19 protein-coding genes are annotated in these 17799 nt (G+C 72.4%); 5 read left to right on the top strand and 14 right to left on the bottom strand.

From position 1 onward, the window contains the following. Window positions 1-9: 9 nt before the first annotated feature. The 8 genes from ACWF79_RS19775 to katG all read right to left on the bottom strand — a co-directional run bounded on the left by ACWF79_RS19775 (window position 10) and on the right by katG (window position 9648). On the bottom strand, window positions 10-1167 hold the full coding sequence (locus ACWF79_RS19775) for an ROK family transcriptional regulator (RefSeq protein ID WP_453729391.1): 1158 nt from the start codon (window positions 1165-1167) through the stop codon (window positions 10-12). A gap of 92 nt (window positions 1168-1259) precedes the next feature. Further along, window positions 1260-1847, bottom strand: a complete 588-nt coding sequence (gene mug, locus ACWF79_RS19770; protein WP_453729397.1) for a G/U mismatch-specific DNA glycosylase — start codon at window positions 1845-1847, stop codon at window positions 1260-1262. Further along, window positions 1844-3286: an adenylosuccinate lyase gene (gene purB / locus ACWF79_RS19765; RefSeq protein WP_453729390.1), complete on the bottom strand. Its 1443-nt coding sequence runs from the start codon at window positions 3284-3286 to the stop codon at window positions 1844-1846. Before purB ends, mug begins: the two co-directional genes overlap by 4 nt. Before the next feature lie 151 nt (window positions 3287-3437). Continuing rightward, window positions 3438-4217 (bottom strand): SGNH/GDSL hydrolase family protein, encoded by a 780-nt coding sequence (locus ACWF79_RS19760; protein ID WP_453729396.1) that lies wholly within the window; start codon window positions 4215-4217, stop codon window positions 3438-3440. A gap of 107 nt (window positions 4218-4324) precedes the next feature. Beyond that, window positions 4325-5341 carry a hemolysin family protein gene (locus tag ACWF79_RS19755; RefSeq protein WP_453729389.1) on the bottom strand — a complete coding sequence of 339 codons (1017 nt, stop codon included), beginning with the start codon at window positions 5339-5341 and terminating at the stop codon, window positions 4325-4327. Then, window positions 5338-6678 (bottom strand): hemolysin family protein, encoded by a 1341-nt coding sequence (locus ACWF79_RS19750; protein ID WP_453729388.1) that lies wholly within the window; start codon window positions 6676-6678, stop codon window positions 5338-5340. Before ACWF79_RS19750 ends, ACWF79_RS19755 begins: the two co-directional genes overlap by 4 nt. 169 nt (window positions 6679-6847) lie before the next feature. Continuing rightward, a complete protein-coding gene (locus tag ACWF79_RS19745) occupies window positions 6848-7276 on the bottom strand; it encodes a GNAT family N-acetyltransferase (protein WP_453729387.1) in 429 nt (142 codons plus the stop codon). A 149-nt stretch (window positions 7277-7425) separates the two neighbouring features. Then, window positions 7426-9648, bottom strand: a complete 2223-nt coding sequence (gene katG / locus ACWF79_RS19740) for a catalase/peroxidase HPI (protein ID WP_453729386.1) — start codon at window positions 9646-9648, stop codon at window positions 7426-7428. Window positions 9649-9880: 232 nt separating this feature from the next. Between katG and ACWF79_RS19735 the strand changes: the two genes are divergently transcribed. The 3 genes from ACWF79_RS19735 to ACWF79_RS19725 all read left to right on the top strand — a co-directional run bounded on the left by ACWF79_RS19735 (window position 9881) and on the right by ACWF79_RS19725 (window position 10957). Further along, a complete protein-coding gene (locus ACWF79_RS19735; RefSeq protein WP_453729385.1) occupies window positions 9881-10291 on the top strand; it encodes a Fur family transcriptional regulator in 411 nt (136 codons plus the stop codon). 70 nt (window positions 10292-10361) lie between these two features. Continuing rightward, a complete protein-coding gene (locus ACWF79_RS19730) occupies window positions 10362-10589 on the top strand; it encodes an antitoxin (protein WP_361957366.1) in 228 nt (75 codons plus the stop codon). Next, complete coding sequence (locus ACWF79_RS19725; protein ID WP_361957369.1) at window positions 10586-10957, top strand: fic family toxin-antitoxin system, toxin component; 372 nt, start codon at window positions 10586-10588, stop codon at window positions 10955-10957. Before ACWF79_RS19730 ends, ACWF79_RS19725 begins: the two co-directional genes overlap by 4 nt. Before the next feature lie 33 nt (window positions 10958-10990). On the opposite strand, the gene ACWF79_RS19720 is transcribed toward ACWF79_RS19725, so the two are convergent. The 5 genes from ACWF79_RS19720 to bioB all read right to left on the bottom strand — a co-directional run bounded on the left by ACWF79_RS19720 (window position 10991) and on the right by bioB (window position 15365). Further along, the gene (locus ACWF79_RS19720) at window positions 10991-11656 is read right to left on the bottom strand and encodes a class I SAM-dependent methyltransferase (protein ID WP_453729384.1); all 666 of its coding nucleotides are present in this window, start codon (window positions 11654-11656) and stop codon (window positions 10991-10993) included. A 52-nt stretch (window positions 11657-11708) separates the two neighbouring features. Continuing rightward, window positions 11709-12053: a VOC family protein gene (locus ACWF79_RS19715; RefSeq protein ID WP_453729383.1), complete on the bottom strand. Its 345-nt coding sequence runs from the start codon at window positions 12051-12053 to the stop codon at window positions 11709-11711. A gap of 18 nt (window positions 12054-12071) precedes the next feature. Then, window positions 12072-12770 carry a dethiobiotin synthase gene (gene bioD, locus ACWF79_RS19710; protein WP_453729382.1) on the bottom strand — a complete coding sequence of 233 codons (699 nt, stop codon included), beginning with the start codon at window positions 12768-12770 and terminating at the stop codon, window positions 12072-12074. 74 nt (window positions 12771-12844) lie between these two features. After that, a complete protein-coding gene (locus tag ACWF79_RS19705) occupies window positions 12845-14125 on the bottom strand; it encodes an adenosylmethionine--8-amino-7-oxononanoate transaminase (RefSeq protein WP_453729381.1) in 1281 nt (426 codons plus the stop codon). Next, complete coding sequence (gene bioB, locus ACWF79_RS19700; protein ID WP_453729380.1) at window positions 14118-15365, bottom strand: biotin synthase BioB; 1248 nt, start codon at window positions 15363-15365, stop codon at window positions 14118-14120. Before bioB ends, ACWF79_RS19705 begins: the two co-directional genes overlap by 8 nt. Before the next feature lie 144 nt (window positions 15366-15509). Here bioB and ACWF79_RS19695 point away from each other — a divergent pair, with 144 nt between their 5' ends. Together ACWF79_RS19695 and ACWF79_RS19690 are read left to right on the top strand one after the other, a co-directional pair. Beyond that, complete coding sequence (locus ACWF79_RS19695; RefSeq protein WP_453729379.1) at window positions 15510-16679, top strand: 8-amino-7-oxononanoate synthase; 1170 nt, start codon at window positions 15510-15512, stop codon at window positions 16677-16679. Window positions 16680-16837: 158 nt separating this feature from the next. Beyond that, window positions 16838-17338, top strand: coding sequence for an ATP-binding protein (locus ACWF79_RS19690; RefSeq protein ID WP_453729378.1), 501 nt, complete (start codon window positions 16838-16840; stop codon window positions 17336-17338). On the opposite strand, the gene ACWF79_RS19685 is transcribed toward ACWF79_RS19690, so the two are convergent. After that, the gene (locus tag ACWF79_RS19685) at window positions 17320-17796 is read right to left on the bottom strand and encodes a C40 family peptidase (protein WP_453729377.1); all 477 of its coding nucleotides are present in this window, start codon (window positions 17794-17796) and stop codon (window positions 17320-17322) included. The two genes, ACWF79_RS19690 and ACWF79_RS19685, sit on opposite strands and share 19 nt — an antisense overlap. Between the last annotated feature and the right edge of the window lie 3 nt (window positions 17797-17799).

Here is a 17799-nt window from a genome sequence, read left to right as displayed (position 1 = left end):
CCGTGTTTCTCAGCGGCGGGCCGTCGCCGTGCCCTCCACCGCGAAGAGCTGTTCCTCCACGTGGTCCAGGGCCAGGCGCAGCGCGCCCGTGCCCACCGCCGCCTCGCCCAGCATCGACAGGACCACGCGTGGCGGCCGGAGGCAGAAGCGGGCCAGTTCGTCACGGAGCGGCTGGAGGACGCCGTCCAGGCCGGCCGCCCAGCCGCCGACCACCACCAGCTCCGGGTCGAGGGCGAGGACCAGCGCCGCCACGTCGTGGACCAGACGCTGCGTGAAGCGCTCCACCGCGGCCTCCGCGCGCGCGTCGCCCCCGCGCGCCAGCGCGAAGACCTCCGCCACCGCCTGCTCGTCCAGCGGGTGGAGCGGCTCGTCCGTGGTCGAGAGCAGGTGCTCGGGGGTGACCCCGCGGCCGAGCAGGTGCAGCGCGCCGATCTCGCCCGCCGCCCCGCCGTACCCCCGGTGCAGACGCCCCCCGATCAGGGACCCCGCGCCGGGGCTCAGCCCGGCCAGGACGAAGACGATGTCGTCGGAGTCGGTCGCCGCGCCCTTCCAGTGCTCGGCGACGGCCGCCGCGTTCGCGTCGTTCTCCACGAGCACCGGGCACTTGAACGACCGCCGCAGCCGCTCCCCGAGGGCCAGGCCCGTCCAGCCGGGCAGCGCCGTCCCGAGCCGCACGCGGCCGTCCGCCTCGACGATCCCGGGCGTGCCGACACCGACCGCCCGCAGGTTCGACCGGGGCACCCCGGCCCTGCGCAGCACGTCGGCGACGACCGTACGGACGCGCTCCAGGCGTTCGTCCTCCGGAGCCGTCTCCGAGACCTCACGGGAGCCCGCGCCGATGATCCGGCCGTCGAGGCCCGAGAGCAGCGCGGCGACCCGGTGCGGGCCGATCTCGATGCCCAGCAGATGCCCGGCCTCCGCCCGGAAGCGGAACCTCCGGGCCGGTCGGCCCTGCCGCCTCGCCTCACCCTCCTCGGGCCCGACCTCGACGACGAGCCCCCCGACGATGAGCCCCTCGACGACGCCCTCCACGGTCGGCCGGGACAGCCCCGTGATCCGGGTCAGGTCCGTGAGCGTGAGCGCGTCGGCGCCCCGCAGAGCATGGAGTACCACCGCGGAATTGATCCGCCGCAGCAGCGACGGATCCCCGCCGGTCAGCCGCCCCACCGTGTGTCCTCCCAGCTCGTGCACATGTCTGCCGGATGTTACTCAATGGACAGGAGTGCGGCGAGAGCCGACCGGGCATCAAAGTGCCCAGGTCACCGAGGCGGGTCCGCCGTGACGTCGGGCCGTCGCCGGTCCGGCACCCCCGCTGCCTCGCGCAGCCGCGCGAACTCCTGCGCCATCGTCTCCAGGGTCCAGTGCGCGTTCAGGCCGCTCGGGTTGGGCAGCGCCCAGATCCGGGTCTCCCCGATCGTGCGCTCCTGCGGGCCGACGACCGCGCGCTTCTCCCCGAACGCCGTCCGGTACGCGGTGATGCCGACGACCGCCAGCCACCTCGGCCGCAGCCGCTCCACGCGCGCGGTCAGCAGTCGGCCGCCCTCCCGGAACTCCTCGTCGCTCAGCTCGTCGGCCCGGGCCGACGCCCGCGCGACCACGTTCGTGATGCCGAGGCCGTACGCGAGCAACTCCTCCTGCTCCGCGGGCTTCAGCAGCCGGGGCGTGAACCCGGACCGTTCGAGCACCGGCCAGAAGCGGTTGCCCGGGCGGGCGAAGTGATGGCCCGTCGCCGCCGACATCAGACCGGGGTTGATCCCGCAGAAGAGGACCGAAAGGCCGCCCGCGGCCACGTCGGGGACGAGGCGGTCGCGGGCGGCCTGAAGCTCCTGCGGGGTGAACCGGGTCAGAGGATCGACCCGGGGCTGTACGCGGCGGCCTCCGGGTGCTGCTTGACGATCTCCTCGATCCGGGAGACCACGGCGGCGACCTGGTCCGCGGCGGCGCCGGTGAACGACAGCTTGTCCGCCATCAGCGCGTCGAGCTGCGCGCGGTCCAGCGGGATCCGCTCGTCGGCGGCCAGCTTGTCGAGGAGCTCGTTGCGCTCGGCGCCCTGCTCGCGCATGGCGAGGGCCGAGGCGACGGCGTTCTCCTTGATGGCCTCGTGGGCGATCTCCCGGCCGACACCGGCGCGGACGGCTCCCATCAGGACCTTGGTGGTGGCCAGGAACGGCAGGTACCGGTCCAGCTCGCGGGCGACGACCGCGGGGAACGCGCCGAACTCGTCGAGGACGGTCAGGAAGGTCTCCAGGAGGCCGTCCAGCGCGAAGAACGCGTCCGGCAGCGCGACCCGGCGGACCACCGAGCACGAGACGTCGCCCTCGTTCCACTGGTCGCCCGCCAGCTCGCCGGTCATCGACGCGTATCCGCGCAGGATGACCATGAGGCCGTTGACGCGCTCGCAGGAGCGGGTGTTCATCTTGTGCGGCATGGCGGACGAGCCGACCTGGCCGGGCTTGAAGCCCTCGGTCACCAGCTCGTGGCCGGCCATCAGGCGGATCGTCTTGGCGACCGAGGAGGGCGCGGCGGCCAGCTGGACGAGCGCGGTGACCACGTCGTAGTCGAGCGAGCGCGGGTAGACCTGGCCGACCGAGGTGAAGGCGTGCGCGAAGCCGAGGTGACCGGCGATCCGGTTCTCCAGCTCGGCCAGCTTCCCGGCGTCGCCGCCGAGGAGGTCGAGCATGTCCTGGGCGGTGCCGACCGGGCCCTTGATGCCGCGCAGCGGGTAGCGGGCGAGCAGCTCCTCGAGACGGCCGTAGGCGACGAGGAGTTCGTCGGCGGCCGTCGCGAAGCGCTTGCCGAGGGTGGTGGCCTGGGCGGCGACGTTGTGCGAGCGGCCGGCCATGACGAGTTCGGCGTACTCGCCGGACAGCTTGCCCAGGCGGGCGAGGACGGCGACCGTGCGGTCCCGCATCAGCTCAAGGGAGAGCCGGATCTGGAGCTGCTCGACGTTCTCGGTGAGGTCGCGCGAGGTCATGCCCTTGTGGACGTGCTCGTGACCGGCGAGGGCGTTGAACTCCTCGATCCGGGCCTTCACGTCGTGCCGGGTGACCTTCTCGCGCTCGGCGATGGAGCCGAGGTCGACCTGGTCGAGCACGCGCTCGTAGTCGGCGAGGGCGGCGTCCGGAACCTCGATCCCGAGGTCCTTCTGGGCACGCAGCACGGCGAGCCACAGCCGGCGCTCCAGCTTCACCTTCTGCTCGGGGGACCAGAGGACGGCGAGCTCCGCGGAGGCGTAGCGGCCGGCCAGGACGTTGGGGATGCGGGGCTTCGCAGTCACAGCAGTCACGTGGACAGATTCTACTGGCGGTTTCTGCAGGCCAGCGCCACGGCCGGGTTCGTCTCTTGCTACGAGACACACCTCACGCGCGCATGCGGCACAGTTCAGGACTGCGGGACCGCGTAGGTGGCCACCCCGTGCCGGCCCGTGGGGCCGGCCACTACGCCGTCGGCGGCTCCCACGGGAGCAGGTCCGGGCGCTTCGCCGGGCGGCCGTCGCCCGAGGAGCGGCCGGTCAGGCGGCGGCCGATCCACGGGCCGAGGTGCTCCCTGGCGAACCGGGCGTCCCCGAGGCGGCGGTTCAGCCACCTCGGCGGGAGCGTCGGCGGCAGCGGCGTCCGCCAGTCGTGCTCCGCCTCCAGGCCCAGGGCCTGCCACACGGCCTCGGCCACCCGCCGGTGCCCCTCGCCGGTCAGGTGGAGCCGGTCGACGTCCCACATGCGCGGGTCGCCGAGCGCGGGCGTCCCGTACAGGTCGACCACCAGGGCGCCGTGGCGGGCGGCGAGCTCGTCGACGTACCCGAAGAGCTCCTCCATGCGTGGCCGGAAACGTTCCATGACGGGACCGTTGCGGCCCGGGCTGCGCATCAGGACCAGCTGCCCGCAGGAGGGCGCCAGCTTCTCGACGGCCTCGGTGAGCAGGTCCCGTACGCGCCCCATGTCGACCTTCGGCCGCAGCGTGTCGTTCAGGCCGCCGACCAGCGTCACCACGTCCGCCTTCATCGCGGCGGCCAGGTCCACCTGCTCCTCGACGATCTGGCCGATGAGCTTGCCGCGCACCGCGAGGTTCGCGTAGCGGAAGTCGGGGCTGCGGGCGGCCAGCCGGGCGGCGAGAAGGTCCGCCCACCCCCGGTACGTGCCGTCGGGCAGTCGGTCCGACATTCCCTCGGTGAAGCTGTCCCCGACGGCGACAAGACTGGTGTAGGTGGCATTCATCTCCATGGCGACAGCGATCATACCGCGCGGTATGCGGACGCTCCGCCGGAGGCCAGGGACGGGAAACGCGAAGGGCCCCGGGGCGCCGCGCGCCCCGGGGCCCGTCCCGCCCGCTAGGCCGCCGGCCGTCCGACGAGCTCCCGCAGTACGTCCTCCATCGTGACGAGGCCGGCCAGTTTGCCGTCCTCGTCCAGGACCGCCGCCAGGTGCGTACGGCTGCGGCGCATCGCCGTCAGGACGTCGTCCATCGGCGTCGCCGCCCGGACGCGCGCGATCGGGCGCATCGCCGTGACCGGGAACGGCAGGTCCCTCGGCATCGCGTCCAGGGCGTCCTTCACGTGCAGGTAGCCCAGGATCCGCCGGGCCGTGTCGACCACCGGGAAGCGGGAGAAGCCCGACTCGGCGGAGAGCGCCTCCAGCTCCTCCGGCGTCGTCCCGACGGCCGCGTACACGACCTTCTCCACCGGCATGACGACGTCCCGCACCGGTCGCCGTCCGAGCTCCAGGGCGTCGTGCAGCCGCTCCGCCGCACGGTCGTCGAGCAGGCCGGCGACACCGGCGTCGGTCACCATCCGGGCCAGCTCGTCGTCCGAGAACGTGGCCGAGACCTCGTCCCTCACCTCCACCCGCAACAGCTTCAGGAGGCCGTTGGCGAAGGCGTTGATCGTGAAGATCACCGGGCGCAGCGCCCGGGCGAGCGCGACCAGCGGCGGCCCGAGCAGCAGCGCCGAGCGGGTCGGCTCGGCGAGCGCGATGTTCTTCGGGACCATCTCGCCCAGCAGCATGTGCAGATACGTCGCCACGGCCAGCGCGATCACGAACGAGACCGGGTGCACCAGACCGTGCGGCACGCCGACCGCGTCGAAGACCGGTTCGAGCAGGTGCGCGATGGCGGGCTCGGCGACGATGCCGAGCACCAGGGTGCACAGCGTGATGCCGAGCTGGGCGGCGGCGAGCAGCGCCGAGACGTGTTCCAGGCCCCAGATGACGCTGCGCGCCCGCCGGTTCCCCGCCTCCGCCTCGGGCTCGATCTGACTGCGGCGCACGGAGATCAGGGCGAACTCGGCGCCGACGAAGAAGGCGTTCACGACCAGCGTCAGCGCGCCGATCAGCAACTGGATCGCGGTCATCGGCCGGCCTCCTGGGTCGTACCGGACTCCTGGACGGGCGGCACGTGCAGCAGCACCCGCGCCGCCCTGCGGCCGGAGGCGTCCACGACGTCGAGCTGCCAGCCGGCGAGCACCACACGGTCGCCGACCGCGGGGATCCGCCCCAGTTCGTTGGCGATGACACCGGCGAGCGTCTCGTACGGTCCGTCCGGGACGCGCAGGCCGATCGCCTCCAGCTGGTCGGTCCGGGCGGCGCCGTCGGCGGACCAGAGCACGCGCCCGTCCGCGTCCACGCCCGCCCGTGCCAGGTCGGGCGTCTCGTGCGGATCGTGCTCGTCGCGCACCTCGCCGACGACCTCCTCGACGATGTCCTCCAGCGTCGCGACACCGGCGGTGCCGCCGTACTCGTCGATGACGACGGCCATGGTCTGCTTGCCGGACAGCCGGTCCAGGAGGCGGTCCACGGTCAGCGTCTCCGGGACGAGCAGCGGCTCCCGGAGCATGTCGCCGATGCGCCGCAGGCGCCGCTCGTCGGCCGGTATGGCCAGGACGTCCTTGATGTGGGCGATGCCGACCACGGCGTCGAGGCTGCCCCGGTAGACCGGGAAGCGGGACAGGCCGGTCGCGCGGGTCGCGTTGGCGACGTCCTCCGCCGTGGCCTGCACCTCCAGGGCGGTGACCTGTACGCGCGGGGTCATCACGTTCTCGGCGGTCAGCTCGGCCAGGTTGAGGGTCCGTACGAACAGCTCGGCGGTGTCCGGCTCCAGGGCGCCCTCCTTGGCGGAGTGGCGGGCCAGGGCCACCAGCTCCTGCGGGGAGCGGGCGGAGGCCAGCTCCTCGGTCGGCTCCATGCCGAGCCGGCGCAGGATCCGGTTCGCCGTGTTGTTGAGATGGCTGATCAGGGGCTTGAACGCGGCGGTGAAGATCCGCTGCGGGGTCGCCACCCGCTTGGCGATCGCCAGTGGTGAGGAGATGGCCCAGTTCTTGGGCACCAGCTCGCCGACGACCATCAGGACGACGGTCGACAGGGCGGTGCCGAGGACCAGGGCCACCGAGGAGGCGACCGTGGAGGACAGGCCGATGTCCTCGAAGGGGCCGCGCAGGAGCGCGGCGATCGAGGGCTCGGCGAGCATGCCGACGATCAGGTTGGTGACCGTGATGCCGAGCTGGGCGCCGGAGAGCTGGAAGGTGAGCGACTTGACGGCCTTCAGGGCGCTGGCCGCGCCCCGCTCGCCCCGCTCCACGGCCCGTTCGAGCTCGGACCGCTCGACGGTGGTCAGCGAGAACTCGGCCGCGACGAAGGCACCGCACGCGAGCGAGAGCAGCAGCGCCAGCCCGAGCAGAAGCACTTCGGTCATCGGTTCACCTCCGTTCCATGATCAGTCAGGGACGGAGAGATCGCTCGCTTGGTACTGGGAGGCTCGCCCATGGGCGGACGCTCACACCTTTCGGTCGTACGGGGATGGAATCACCCATGGTAAAGGAGGGGCAAAGCGGGTTAGGGGTGAGGGGACGCGGGCGGCGTGGTCACGCGGTGGGCAGCGGCTTCACCCAACGGGTCCACTGCTCCTCGGGGCCGTACGCGGCCGCCCGCCAGGCGTGCTGCCCGAGTTCGTTGCGGTCGAGCACCATCGCGTCGGCGCGCCGCCCACCGAGGCGTACGAAACGTTCCTCCGCCGCCGCGAGCAGCGCTCCGCCCACGCCCCGGCGACGGTGGTCCGGGTGCACGGCGAGGCGGTAGAGGTGGCAGCGCCACCCGTCGAAGCCGGCGATCACCGTGCCGACGAGCACGCCGTCGCGCTCGGCCAGGATCAGGGCCTCGGGGTCACGGGCGACGAGACGCTCGATCCCGTCGCGGTCGTCGCTGATGCTCGTCCCCTCGGCGGCGGTCTTCCAGAAGGCGAGGACGGCGTCGAGGTCGGCCGGTGCGGCGGCTCGGATGTGCGGTTCGGTCATGACCGGAATCCCACCACCGGCCCGCCCGTCCGTCGACCGCGTTTCGCCATGCGGAACGGTCTCGTCGCGGGGGGACGCCGGTGCGTGACGACGGACGTCCAGGCCCGCCCCTGCGGGCAGGCCTGGACGTCACGGCTTGTGCCGGGTGATCAGACGAGGTCGAAGCGGTCCAGCTCCATGACCTTGTGCCAGGCGGCGACGAAGTCCTTCACGAACTTCTCCTTCGCGTCGTCGCTCGCGTAGACCTCGGCGAGCGCGCGCAGCTCGGAGTTCGAGCCGAAGACCAGGTCGGCACGGGTGCCGGTCCACTTGACCGCGCCCGTGGCCGCGTCGCGGCCCTCGAACTCGTCCTGCGCCGAGGACGTCGACTTCCACGTCGTACCCATGTCGAGCAGGTTGACGAAGAAGTCGTTGGAGAGCGTGCCCGGCTTGTCCGTCAGGACACCGTGCTTGGACTGGGCGTGGTTGGCGCCCAGGACGCGCAGACCACCGACGAGGACCGTCATCTCGGGCGCGCTGAGGGTCAGCAGGTTCGCCTTGTCGGTCAGCAGGTACTCGGCCGGCAGGCGGTTGCCCTTGCCGACGTAGTTGCGGAAGCCGTCGGCGGCCGGCTCCAGCGCGGCGAACGACTCGACGTCCGTCTGCTCCTGAGTGGCGTCGACACGGCCCGGCGTGAACGGAACCTCGATGTCGAAGCCGCCGTCCTTGGCCGCCTGCTCGACGGCCGCGGAGCCCGCGAGCACGACCAGGTCGGCCAGCGAGACCTTCTTGGCGCCGGTGGCGTTGAAGGACTCCTGGATGGATTCGAGCGTACGCAGGACCTGGGCCAGCTCGTCCGGGTTGTTGACCTCCCAGTTGCGCTGCGGCTCCAGGCGGATACGGCCGCCGTTGGCGCCGCCGCGCTTGTCGCTGCCCCGGAAGGAGGAGGCGGCGGCCCAGGCGGCGGAGACCAGCTGCGGGACCGTGAGGTCCGAGCCGAGGATCTGCTCCTTGAGGGAGGCGATGTCGGCGGCGTCGATCAGCTCGCCCTCGCGCGCCGGCAGCGGGTCCTGCCAGAGCAGCGTCTCGGAGGGGACCTCCGGGCCGAGGTAGCGCACGACCGGGCCCATGTCACGGTGCGTGAGCTTGAACCAGGCGCGGGCGAAGGCGTCCGCGAACTCCTCCGGGTGCTCGTAGAAGCGCCGCGAGATCTGCTCGTAGACCGGGTCGAAGCGGAGCGACAGGTCGGTGGTGAGCATGGTCGGGAGGTGCTTCTTCGACGCGTCGTGCGCGTCGGGGATGATCGCCTCGGCGTTCTTCGCCACCCACTGGTGAGCGCCGGCCGGGCTCTGGGTGAGCTCGTACTCGTACTCGAAGAGGTGCTTGAAGAAGTCGTGGCCCCACTGCGCCGGCGTGGTGGTCCAGGTGACCTCCAGGCCGCTGGTGATCGCGTCGGCGCCCTTGCCGGTGCCGTAGGAGTTCGCCCAGCCGAGGCCCTGCGCCTCCATGGGGGCGGCCTCGGGGTCGTCGCCGACGTTGTCCGCCGGGCCCGCGCCGTGGGTCTTGCCGAAGGTGTGGCCACCGGCGATGAGGGCGACGGTCTCCTCGTCGTTCATCGCCATCCGGCGGAAGGTCTCGCGGATGTCGCGCGCCGCGGCGAGCGGGTCCGGGTTGCCGTTGGGGCCCTCCGGGTTCACGTAGATGAGACCCATCTGGACCGCGCCGAGCGGGCTCTCCAGCTCGCGGTCACCGGTGTAGCGCTCGTCGCCGAGCCAGGTGGTCTCGGGGCCCCAGTAGACGTCCTCGTCCGGCTCCCACACGTCGGCGCGGCCACCGGCGAAGCCGAAGGTCTTGAAGCCCATCGTCTCCAGGGCGACGTTGCCGGTGAGGATCATGAGGTCGGCCCAGGAGATGGACTGGCCGTACTTCTGCTTGACCGGCCACAGCAGACGGCGGGCCTTGTCGAGGTTGCCGTTGTCCGGCCAGCTGTTCAGCGGCGCGAAGCGCTGCTGACCGGCGCCGGCGCCACCGCGGCCGTCGCTGATGCGGTACGTGCCGGCGGAGTGCCAGGCCATACGGACCATGAGCGGGCCGTAGTTGCCGAAGTCGGCCGGCCACCAGTCCTGGGAGGTGGTGAGCACCTCGGCGATGTCTCGCTTCACGGCCGCGAGGTCGAGGGCGTTGAACGCCTCGGCGTAGTCGAAATCCTCGCCGAGGGGGTTCGCCACGGCGGGGTTCTTGGCGAGGATCTTCAGATTGAGCCGCTCCGGCCACCACTGCCGGTTGCCGCCGCCCTGGGTCGGGTGCGCGGCGCGGCCGTGCGCGACCGGGCAGCCACCAGCCGACTCCTGCGGTACGGGGTCGGTGACGATGGCGTCGTGGTTCTCGGACATGGGAATCCTTCCGGACGGGGCGGATCGCGATGCGCGGCCTGGGTGGTCCAGGAGGGTGGTTGTGCCGCCCGTCCGGACCATGTTGTCCCTTGGCTATTGCCAGAACCGATCCTACGATGGACAGAATCCAAGTCAAGAAGTACGCCAACCCTCTACCCGATCGGAAACCCTGGCGTCTCTTCGTGAACGTCGTGTGTCCTGCCGAAAAACCGAGCTGAATGGGTGAACCGATATGAGCGACCTGCTGGAGCGACTGCGTGGACGCGGCTGGCGGATGACCTCCCAGCGGCGTGTCGTGGCCGAGGTCCTCGACGGCGACCATGTGCACCTCACGGCCGACGAGGTCCACGTCCGCGCGGCCGAGCGGCTGCCGGAGATCTCCCGGGCGACCGTCTACAACACGCTCGGTGAGCTGGTCTCCCTCGGCGAGATCATCGAGGTCTCCACCGACGGCCGGGCCAAGCGCTACGACCCGAACGCGCACCACCCGCACCAGCACCTGGTCTGCTCCCGATGCGGCACCATCCGGGACGTCCACCCGGACGGCGACCCGCTGGCCGACCTGCCGGCGGGGGAGCGCTTCGGATTCACGGTCTCGGCGGCCGACGTCACCTACCGCGGCCTCTGCCCGTCCTGCGCGTGAGAGGGGCAGGCGCCCGCCTGCGTGCCCGGAGCGCTTGCCCGTGCTAGCGCCTCGGCGCTAGCGTGGTCGTGTGGCCAAGACCCAGCTGAACGTCCGCGTGGACGAGACGACCGCCGACACCGCGCGTCGGCGGGCGCAGCAGCGCGGTGTGAGCGTCAACCGGTACATCGAGGAACTCGTCCAGCAGGACGCCGGGGAATCGGGGCGCGCCTTCGTCGAGGCGGCGGCCGACTTCATGAAGCAGTACGAGTCCGTGTTCGCCGAGGAGTTCGGGACGGAGCGCGACCGCACCGCATGAGCCTCACGGTCGACCTCTCCTGGCTGCTCATGGTGGCCGAACACCAGACGCCCGGCGACCCCCAGGTCACCGACTGGGGCGCGCTCGTCGCCGCGGTCGGCCGGCACGACGCCGAGATCTTCGGCGTGCCCGTGTACGGCGACCCGCACGCCCGCGCCGCGGCCCTCCTCCAACTGCTGCTGCACGTCCCGGCCCTGGAGCACTCCAACGCCATGTTCGCCTCGGCCGTCGCCTACGGCTACCTCGTCGCCAGCGGACTGAAGGTCGTCACCTCGCCGGAGCAGGTGAGGGATCTGGCCCGGCTGGTGAAGAAGGGCGAGGCGGACGTCCGGGTCATCGCCGACGAGCTGCGCCAGTGGAGCCGCTGAGCGAACCAGGCGCCGTGCACGCGCCGTCGAGCCTCAGCTCTTCCGTGCCGTGCCCAGCACGCAGTACGAGCTGGGGAGCCGGGGCCCGCCCTCCGGGACGACGAAACGGCGGTACGTGACCTCCTCGAAGCCCGCCGCCTCGATCGCCGCCAGCGGATCACGGCCCGTGTGGCAGCCGCCGAACAGCCGCGGCCACACCGTGCGGTCCAGGACCCGCTGGGTCCGGGCCATCCCCGGCGACGGGGCGACTCCGTGCTCGAAGAACCGCAGTTCGCCGCCCGGCCGCAGCACCCGCCGTACCTCCGCGAGCGCGCGCGGCACGTCCCGTACCGTGCACAGCACCAGCGAGGCGACCGCAGCGTCGAAGGCCTCGCTCTTCACCGGCAGCGCCTCCGCCGCGCCCGGCACGACGTCCACCGGCACGTCGGCGCGCAGGGCGGCCTCGGCGGCCAACTGGCGCAGATGGCGCTCCGGTTCGATGGCCACGACCTCGGAGACCGCCCCGGGGTAGTGGGCGAAGTTCAGCCCGTTCCCGGCGCCGATCTCGATGACCCGGCCGGAAAGACCGGTCAGCAGCTCCGTACGCAGGGCGCCGATGCCGCCCTTGGTGTCGGCGGAGACGCTGAACCGGGCGTAGAACCGGGCGAAGAGGGGGTGGTGGACGGCGTCCCGGGGGACCGGGGCGGTACGTGATGACATCAGGGCCTCCTCCGACGCGCGGACGGGGTGATTCTGCCCCGTTCCGACCCGTTCAGCCCGACACGAAGCAGAACTCGTTGCCCTCGGGGTCGTGCATCACCTGGAAGTCCCCCTCCGCGTCGGTGACGAGCCCGCCGGACCGGGTGGCCCCGAGGACGATCGCCTCGTCGGCCGCCGCGCTCACGTCGGGCGCGTGCAGATCCAGATGGAGGCGGTTCTTCACGGCCTTGCCCTCGGGCACCTGCTGGAAGGCGATCCGGACGAAACCGGGCGGCTCGACGTACGACCAGTCGGGGCCGCGGTCGACCGGGGTGCCGCCGAGGAGTTCGGCCCAGAACCGCACCAGACGGGCCGGGTCACCGCAGTCGAAGACGATCTCCGCAACCTGTGCGCGCATGACACCAGCCTACGGAGATCAGAGCGTCGCGGCGTCCCAGACGCCGCCGAGCGCCGGAGCCAGCCACTGATGCGCCCGCGCCCGGAACGCGGCCGGGTCGAGGCCGCCCGCACCCTCCGGTACGGCCCCGAGGAGCGGCGCCCCGGCCGCCTCCGGCAGGTCGGCCAGGTTGCAGCGCGAGGCCAGGTCCGGTGCGGCCGGCCAACTGCCGACGACGACACCGAGCTGCTCGATGCCGCGCGCCGCGAGGGCCTCGGCGGTCAGAGCGGTCGCGTTGAGCGTGCCGAGACCGGCGGGCGTCACCACCAGGACCGGCGCCCCGAGGAGCCGGGCCGCGTCGGCGAGCGTGCCGCCCTCGTGGTCGAAGCGGACCAGCAGCCCGCCCGCGCCCTCCACGAGGACCAGGTCGTGCTCGGTGGCCAGCTTCTCGGCCGCCTCGGCGACCTCGCGGGGGCCGACCGGGGTCATCCCGGCCCGCCGGGCGGCCGTGGCGGGCGCCAACGGCTCGGGGAATCGGCCCAGTTCGGCCGAGGCGGCGGCGCCGGAGAGCCGTACGACCTCGTCCGCGTCCCCGCGCTCGCCCGCCGCGAGCCCGGTCTGCGCGGGCTTGAGCACGGCGACGGACCGCCCCTGGCCGGTGGCCACGGCGGCCAGGGCGGCGGTGACGATCGTCTTCCCGATCTCCGTACCCGTACCGCTGACGACGATGACGCTCATGGTGTGTGCGAGTCCTCTCTGACGTGGCCCCTGGACGGTTGCCCCGCCGGTCACTCCGGGCGGGCGTGACGGGCTCAGCCCGCCGCCGCTGCCGCCCGGACCGCCGCGCCGATCCGGGCGACGTCCTCGTCGCCCGTCACGAACGGCGGCATCGTGTAGATCAGGTCGCGGAACGGCCGCAGCCAGACGCCCGCGCGGACCGCCGCCTCCGTGGCCGCGGCCATGTCGATCTCGTGGTCGAGCTGGACGACCCCGATCGCCCCGAGGACCCGTACGTCACGGACCCCCGGCACCGCCGTCGCCCCCGCGAGACCCTCGCGCAGACCCGCCTCGATCCGCTTGACCTCCACCTGCCAGTCCTGCGACAGCAGCAGGTCGATCGAGGCGCACGCCACGGCGCAGGCCAGCGGATTGCCCATGAACGTCGGCCCGTGGGCGAGCACCGGGACCTCGCCCTGCGAGATGCCGTCCGCCACCCGCGGGGTGCACAAGGTGGCCGCCATCGACAGGTATCCGCCGGTCAGCGCCTTGCCCACGCACATCACATCGGGGGAGACCCCCGCGTGGTCCGCCGCGAACAGCGCGCCCGTACGGCCGAAGCCGGTCGCGATCTCGTCGAACACGAGCAGGACGTCGTGCGCGTCGCACGCCTCCCGCAGCACCCGCAGATACGCGGGCGAGTGGAAGCGCATGCCGCCCGCGCCCTGCACCACCGGCTCCACGATCACCGCGGCCAGCTCCTCCGCGTGCCGGCCGATCATGTCCCGCAGATGCTCCGCGTACGACTCCTCGTACCCGGCGGGCGGCGGCTCGGCGAAGAAGTGCTTCGGCAGCGCCCCCGACCACAGGTCGTGCATGCCGCCCTTCGGGTCGCACACCGCCATCGGCTGCCAGGTGTCCCCGTGATAGCCGCCGCGCCAGGTCAGCAGCCGCCGCTTCTCCGGCCGGCCCACCGAGCGCCAGTGCTGCAGACACATCTTGATGGCGACCTCGACGGCGACCGACCCCGAGTCGCTGAGGAAGACGTGCTGGAGCGGCTCGGGCGTGATCTCCACGAGCCGGGCGGCGAGCCGGACGGCCGGCTCGTGGGTGAGCCCACCGAACATGACGTGGCTCATCCGGTCCAGCTGACCGCGTGCCGCCTCGTTGAGCACCGGGTGGTTGTAGCCGTGGATCGCGGACCACCACGACGACATGCCGTCGATCAGTTCGCTCTGCCCGTGCGCCGGTTCGGCGAGCCGGAGCCGTACCCCGGACGCGGACGCGACGACCAAGGGCTCGGCGCGGCCCGGCATGGGGCCGTAAGGATGCCAGACGTGGGCCCGGTCCAGGGCGAGCAGCTCGTCGTTACGCATTCGGCGCGAGGTCCGTTCCCGCGCCGCGACGGCGCACGGCCACGAGGTCGGTCCGCGGGTTCGACACCTCGGCCGGGGTGTCCACGGGCTCCGCCGCGTGACCGCCGCACGGCCCGCAGCCGCCGCCCGCCTCCGCGTGCGAGCCGCAGCCCGCGCCGGCCTCCGCGTGCGAGCCGCAGCTCGCCGACGCCGCCGAGCCGCCGCCGCCGGTCGCGCCCGCCGCCGCGAGGGCGTCCGCGCGGTGCGCGGGGAGCGTGGTCGTGCCCGCGCCCTCCACCTCGAAGCCGGCGTCCGCGATCATGTCCAGGTCCGTCTTGCCGGCCTGGCCCTCGCTCGTCAGGTAGTCACCGAGGAAGATCGAGTTCGCGATGTGCAGCGCGAGCGGCTGCATCGTGCGCAGGTGCACCTCGCGCCCGCCCGCGATCCGGACCTCGACGTCCGGGCAGACGAACCGGACCATCGCCAGGATCCGCAGGCAGCGCTGCGGGGTGAGGTTCCACTCCTTCGCCAGCGGAGTGCCCTCGAACGGGATGAGGAAGTTCACCGGCACCGAGTCCGAGTCCAGCTCCCGCAGTGCGTAGACGACGTCGACCAGGTCCTCGTCGCTCTCGCCCATGCCCGCGATCAGCCCCGAGCAGGCCGACAGACCGGCGGCGTGCGCCTTCTGCACGGTGTCCACCCGGTCCGCGTAGGTGTGGGTGGTGGTGATCTCCCCGTACGTCCCCTCGGACGTGTTCAGGTTGTGGTTGTAGGCGTCGGCGCCCGCCTCGCGCAGCCGCTCCGCCTGGCCGTCCGAGAGCAGCCCCAGGCAGGCGCAGACCTCGATGCCCTCGTTCTGCTCCTTGATGGCCTCGATCGTCCTGCCGACCCGCTCGACGTCCCGGTCCGTCGGCCCCCGGCCGCTCGCCACCAGGCAGACCCGCTTCGCGCCGCCCGCGACACCGGCGGCGGCGGCCTGCGAGGCCTCGTCCGGCTTCAGCCAGCTGTACTTGAGGATCCCGGTCGTCGCGCCGAGCCGCTGCGAACAGTACGAGCAGTCCTCGGGGCACAGCCCCGACTTCAGATTGACGAGATAGTTCAGCTTCACGCGCCGCCCGAACCACTGACGGCGCACCTTGCCCGCCGCGGCCACCACATCGAGCAGTTCGTCGTCGGAGGTCGCCAGCACGGCGAGCGCTTCTTCACGGCTCGGCAGCTCGCGCCGCAGCCCCTTGTCCACCAGCGTGTTCAGCAGGTCCATAAGGGCTGATCCTTGCCTACGGCACACCCCGTGGCCAAGGAGGATCTGAACAAACGCGCCCTTTTGACGTGTGTGGATGACCACACCCTGTCCCCGGGCGTGGACGGTTAGGGTCTGTGCGCTGCCTACAAAAGGATCTGCCCCATGTACCGGGACGAGGACACCCGCCGGACCCCGTTCGACTGGACCGACGCCGAGGCGCGCCGCCGCGCGGAGGCGGGGCTCGTCCGGACCCTGAGGCCCCGGCCCGCCGAGTCGGAGCTGCTCGACCTGGCGAGCAACGACTACCTCGGCCTGACCCGCCGCCCCGAGGTCACGGAGGCCGCGGCCGAGGCGGCCCGCCGCTGGGGCGCGGGATCCACCGGCTCGCGACTGGTCACCGGTACCACCCGGCTGCACGCCCGGCTCGAACGCGAACTCGCCGAGTTCTGCGGTTTCGAGGCGGCCCTCGTCTTCTCCTCCGGCTACACCGCCAACCTCGCCGCTCTCACGGCGCTGAGCGGCCGCGACGCGCTGATCGTCTCCGACGCCGGCAACCACGCCTCGATCGTGGACGGCTGCCGGCTCTCGCGCGCCGAGACGGCCGTGGTCCCGCACGCCGACCCCGAGGCGGTTCGCAAGACCCTCCAGACCCACCCGGACCGCCGGGCGCTCGTGGTCTCCGACTCCGTCTTCTCGGTGGACGGCGACCGGGCCCCGCTGCCCGCACTGGCCGAGGCGTGCCGGGCGCACGGCGCCGGGCTTGTCGTGGACGACGCCCACGGCCTGGGCGTGCTCGGCGACGGAGGCCGGGGCGCCCTGCACGCCGCCGGACTCGCGGGCGACCCGGACGTGGTGGCCACCCTCACCCTCTCCAAGTCGCTGGGCAGCCAGGGTGGAGCCGTCCTCGGTCCGGCCCGGGTCGTCGAGCACCTGGTCAACGCGGCCCGTACGTTCATCTTCGACACCGGGCTCGCCCCGGCCGCCGTCGGCGCCGCCCTGGCGAGCCTGCGGTTGATCCAGGGCGACCCCGGCCTCGCCGAGCGCGCCAGGGCCGTCGCCACGACGCTGCACCGGAGGCTGGACGAGGCCGGGCTGACCGCCGTACGTCCCGACGCCGCCGTCGTCTCCGTCCGCGCGCCGTCGCCGGAGGCGGCGCTGCGGTGGGCCGCCGACTGCCGGGAGCAGGGGATCGCCGTCGGCTGTTTCCGGCCGCCGTCCGTCCCCGACGGCATCTCGCGGCTGCGGCTCACGGCCCGCGCGGACCTGACGGACGCGCAGATCGAACAGGCCGTCACCACCATCGTGCGGACGGCGCCGCCCGCCGAGCACTGAGCGCGTCCCAAATACGGTCTCTCGTAGCAGAGTTCACCGCTTCGAGCGACAAATATGCACATATCTTGGTGGATCGCCGCCCAGGGCGGCACGATCGGTGGCAGTCTGACGCGAAGTGCAATCCGGGCCGGGCCCGGTGGGAAAGGGACAGCGTTGCCATGGCAGACCACCAGGAAGCAACCGTCACTCTGCCGAGCGATCCCGCCTCGGTGTCCGCCGCCCGAAGATATGTCGCCGACGTCCTCGGCGGGTGGGGGCTCGCAGGCGGCAGCGACACCGCCGACACGGTCCGGCTGATCGTCTCGGAGCTGGCCACCAACGCCGTCCAGCACACCTTCGGACAGTCGCCCACCTTCACCGTCGACATCCGCCTGGAGCGCGAGGAGCAGCTCCACATCGGCGTGACCGACAGCCATCCCCGCTGGCCGAAGCGGCTCCCGGCGGCCGTGCAGCAGGACAACGGACGCGGGATGGTCATCATCCGGATCCTGACGGCCGAGGCCGGCGGCCGGCTCTCGGTCACCCCGACCGACGAGGGCGGCAAGACGGTCTGGATCAACCTGCCGTGGACCGCCCCCGCCGCCGCGGAGGGGTACGGCGGCGCCACCGTACCCCCGCTCGCGTCGGACCGGACGGGGCGTCAGCGCACCCGGCCGTAATACACCTTGGACGACCAGATCTTGTCGAGCTTCACCCAGGAGCCCTTCTTGGGCGAGTGCCAGATCTTGCCGCCACCGGCGTAGATCCCCACGTGGTACACCCTTCCACCCGAGTGGAAGAAGACCAGGTCCCCCTTCTGCCTGCTGGACGCGGAGATGTGCCGGGTCTTGTTGTACTGCTGCTGCGCGGTACGAGGCAGCGACTTGCCCGCCTTCTTGTACGAGTAGAGCGTGAGCCCCGAGCAGTCGAACCGGGTCGGTCCGGACGCTCCGTACTTGTAGGGCGATCCCTTCTTCGAAGCCGCGATGTTCAGCGCCTTGCCGGCGTACGACGTCGCGGCCTGGGCCTCCGGTGCGGCACCTGGTGCCAGCATCGTGCCGCCGAGGGCGGCGAGGGTGAGAGCCGAGACGGCTCCGGCCCGGGACAGCACGGACGGGACATGAATCTGCGCAGTCATGCG

Source organism: Streptomyces sp. NPDC054975, assembly GCF_053609105.1.
Note: the sequence above shows the minus strand (reverse complement) of the source record. Positions and strands in the feature narration are given on the sequence as shown.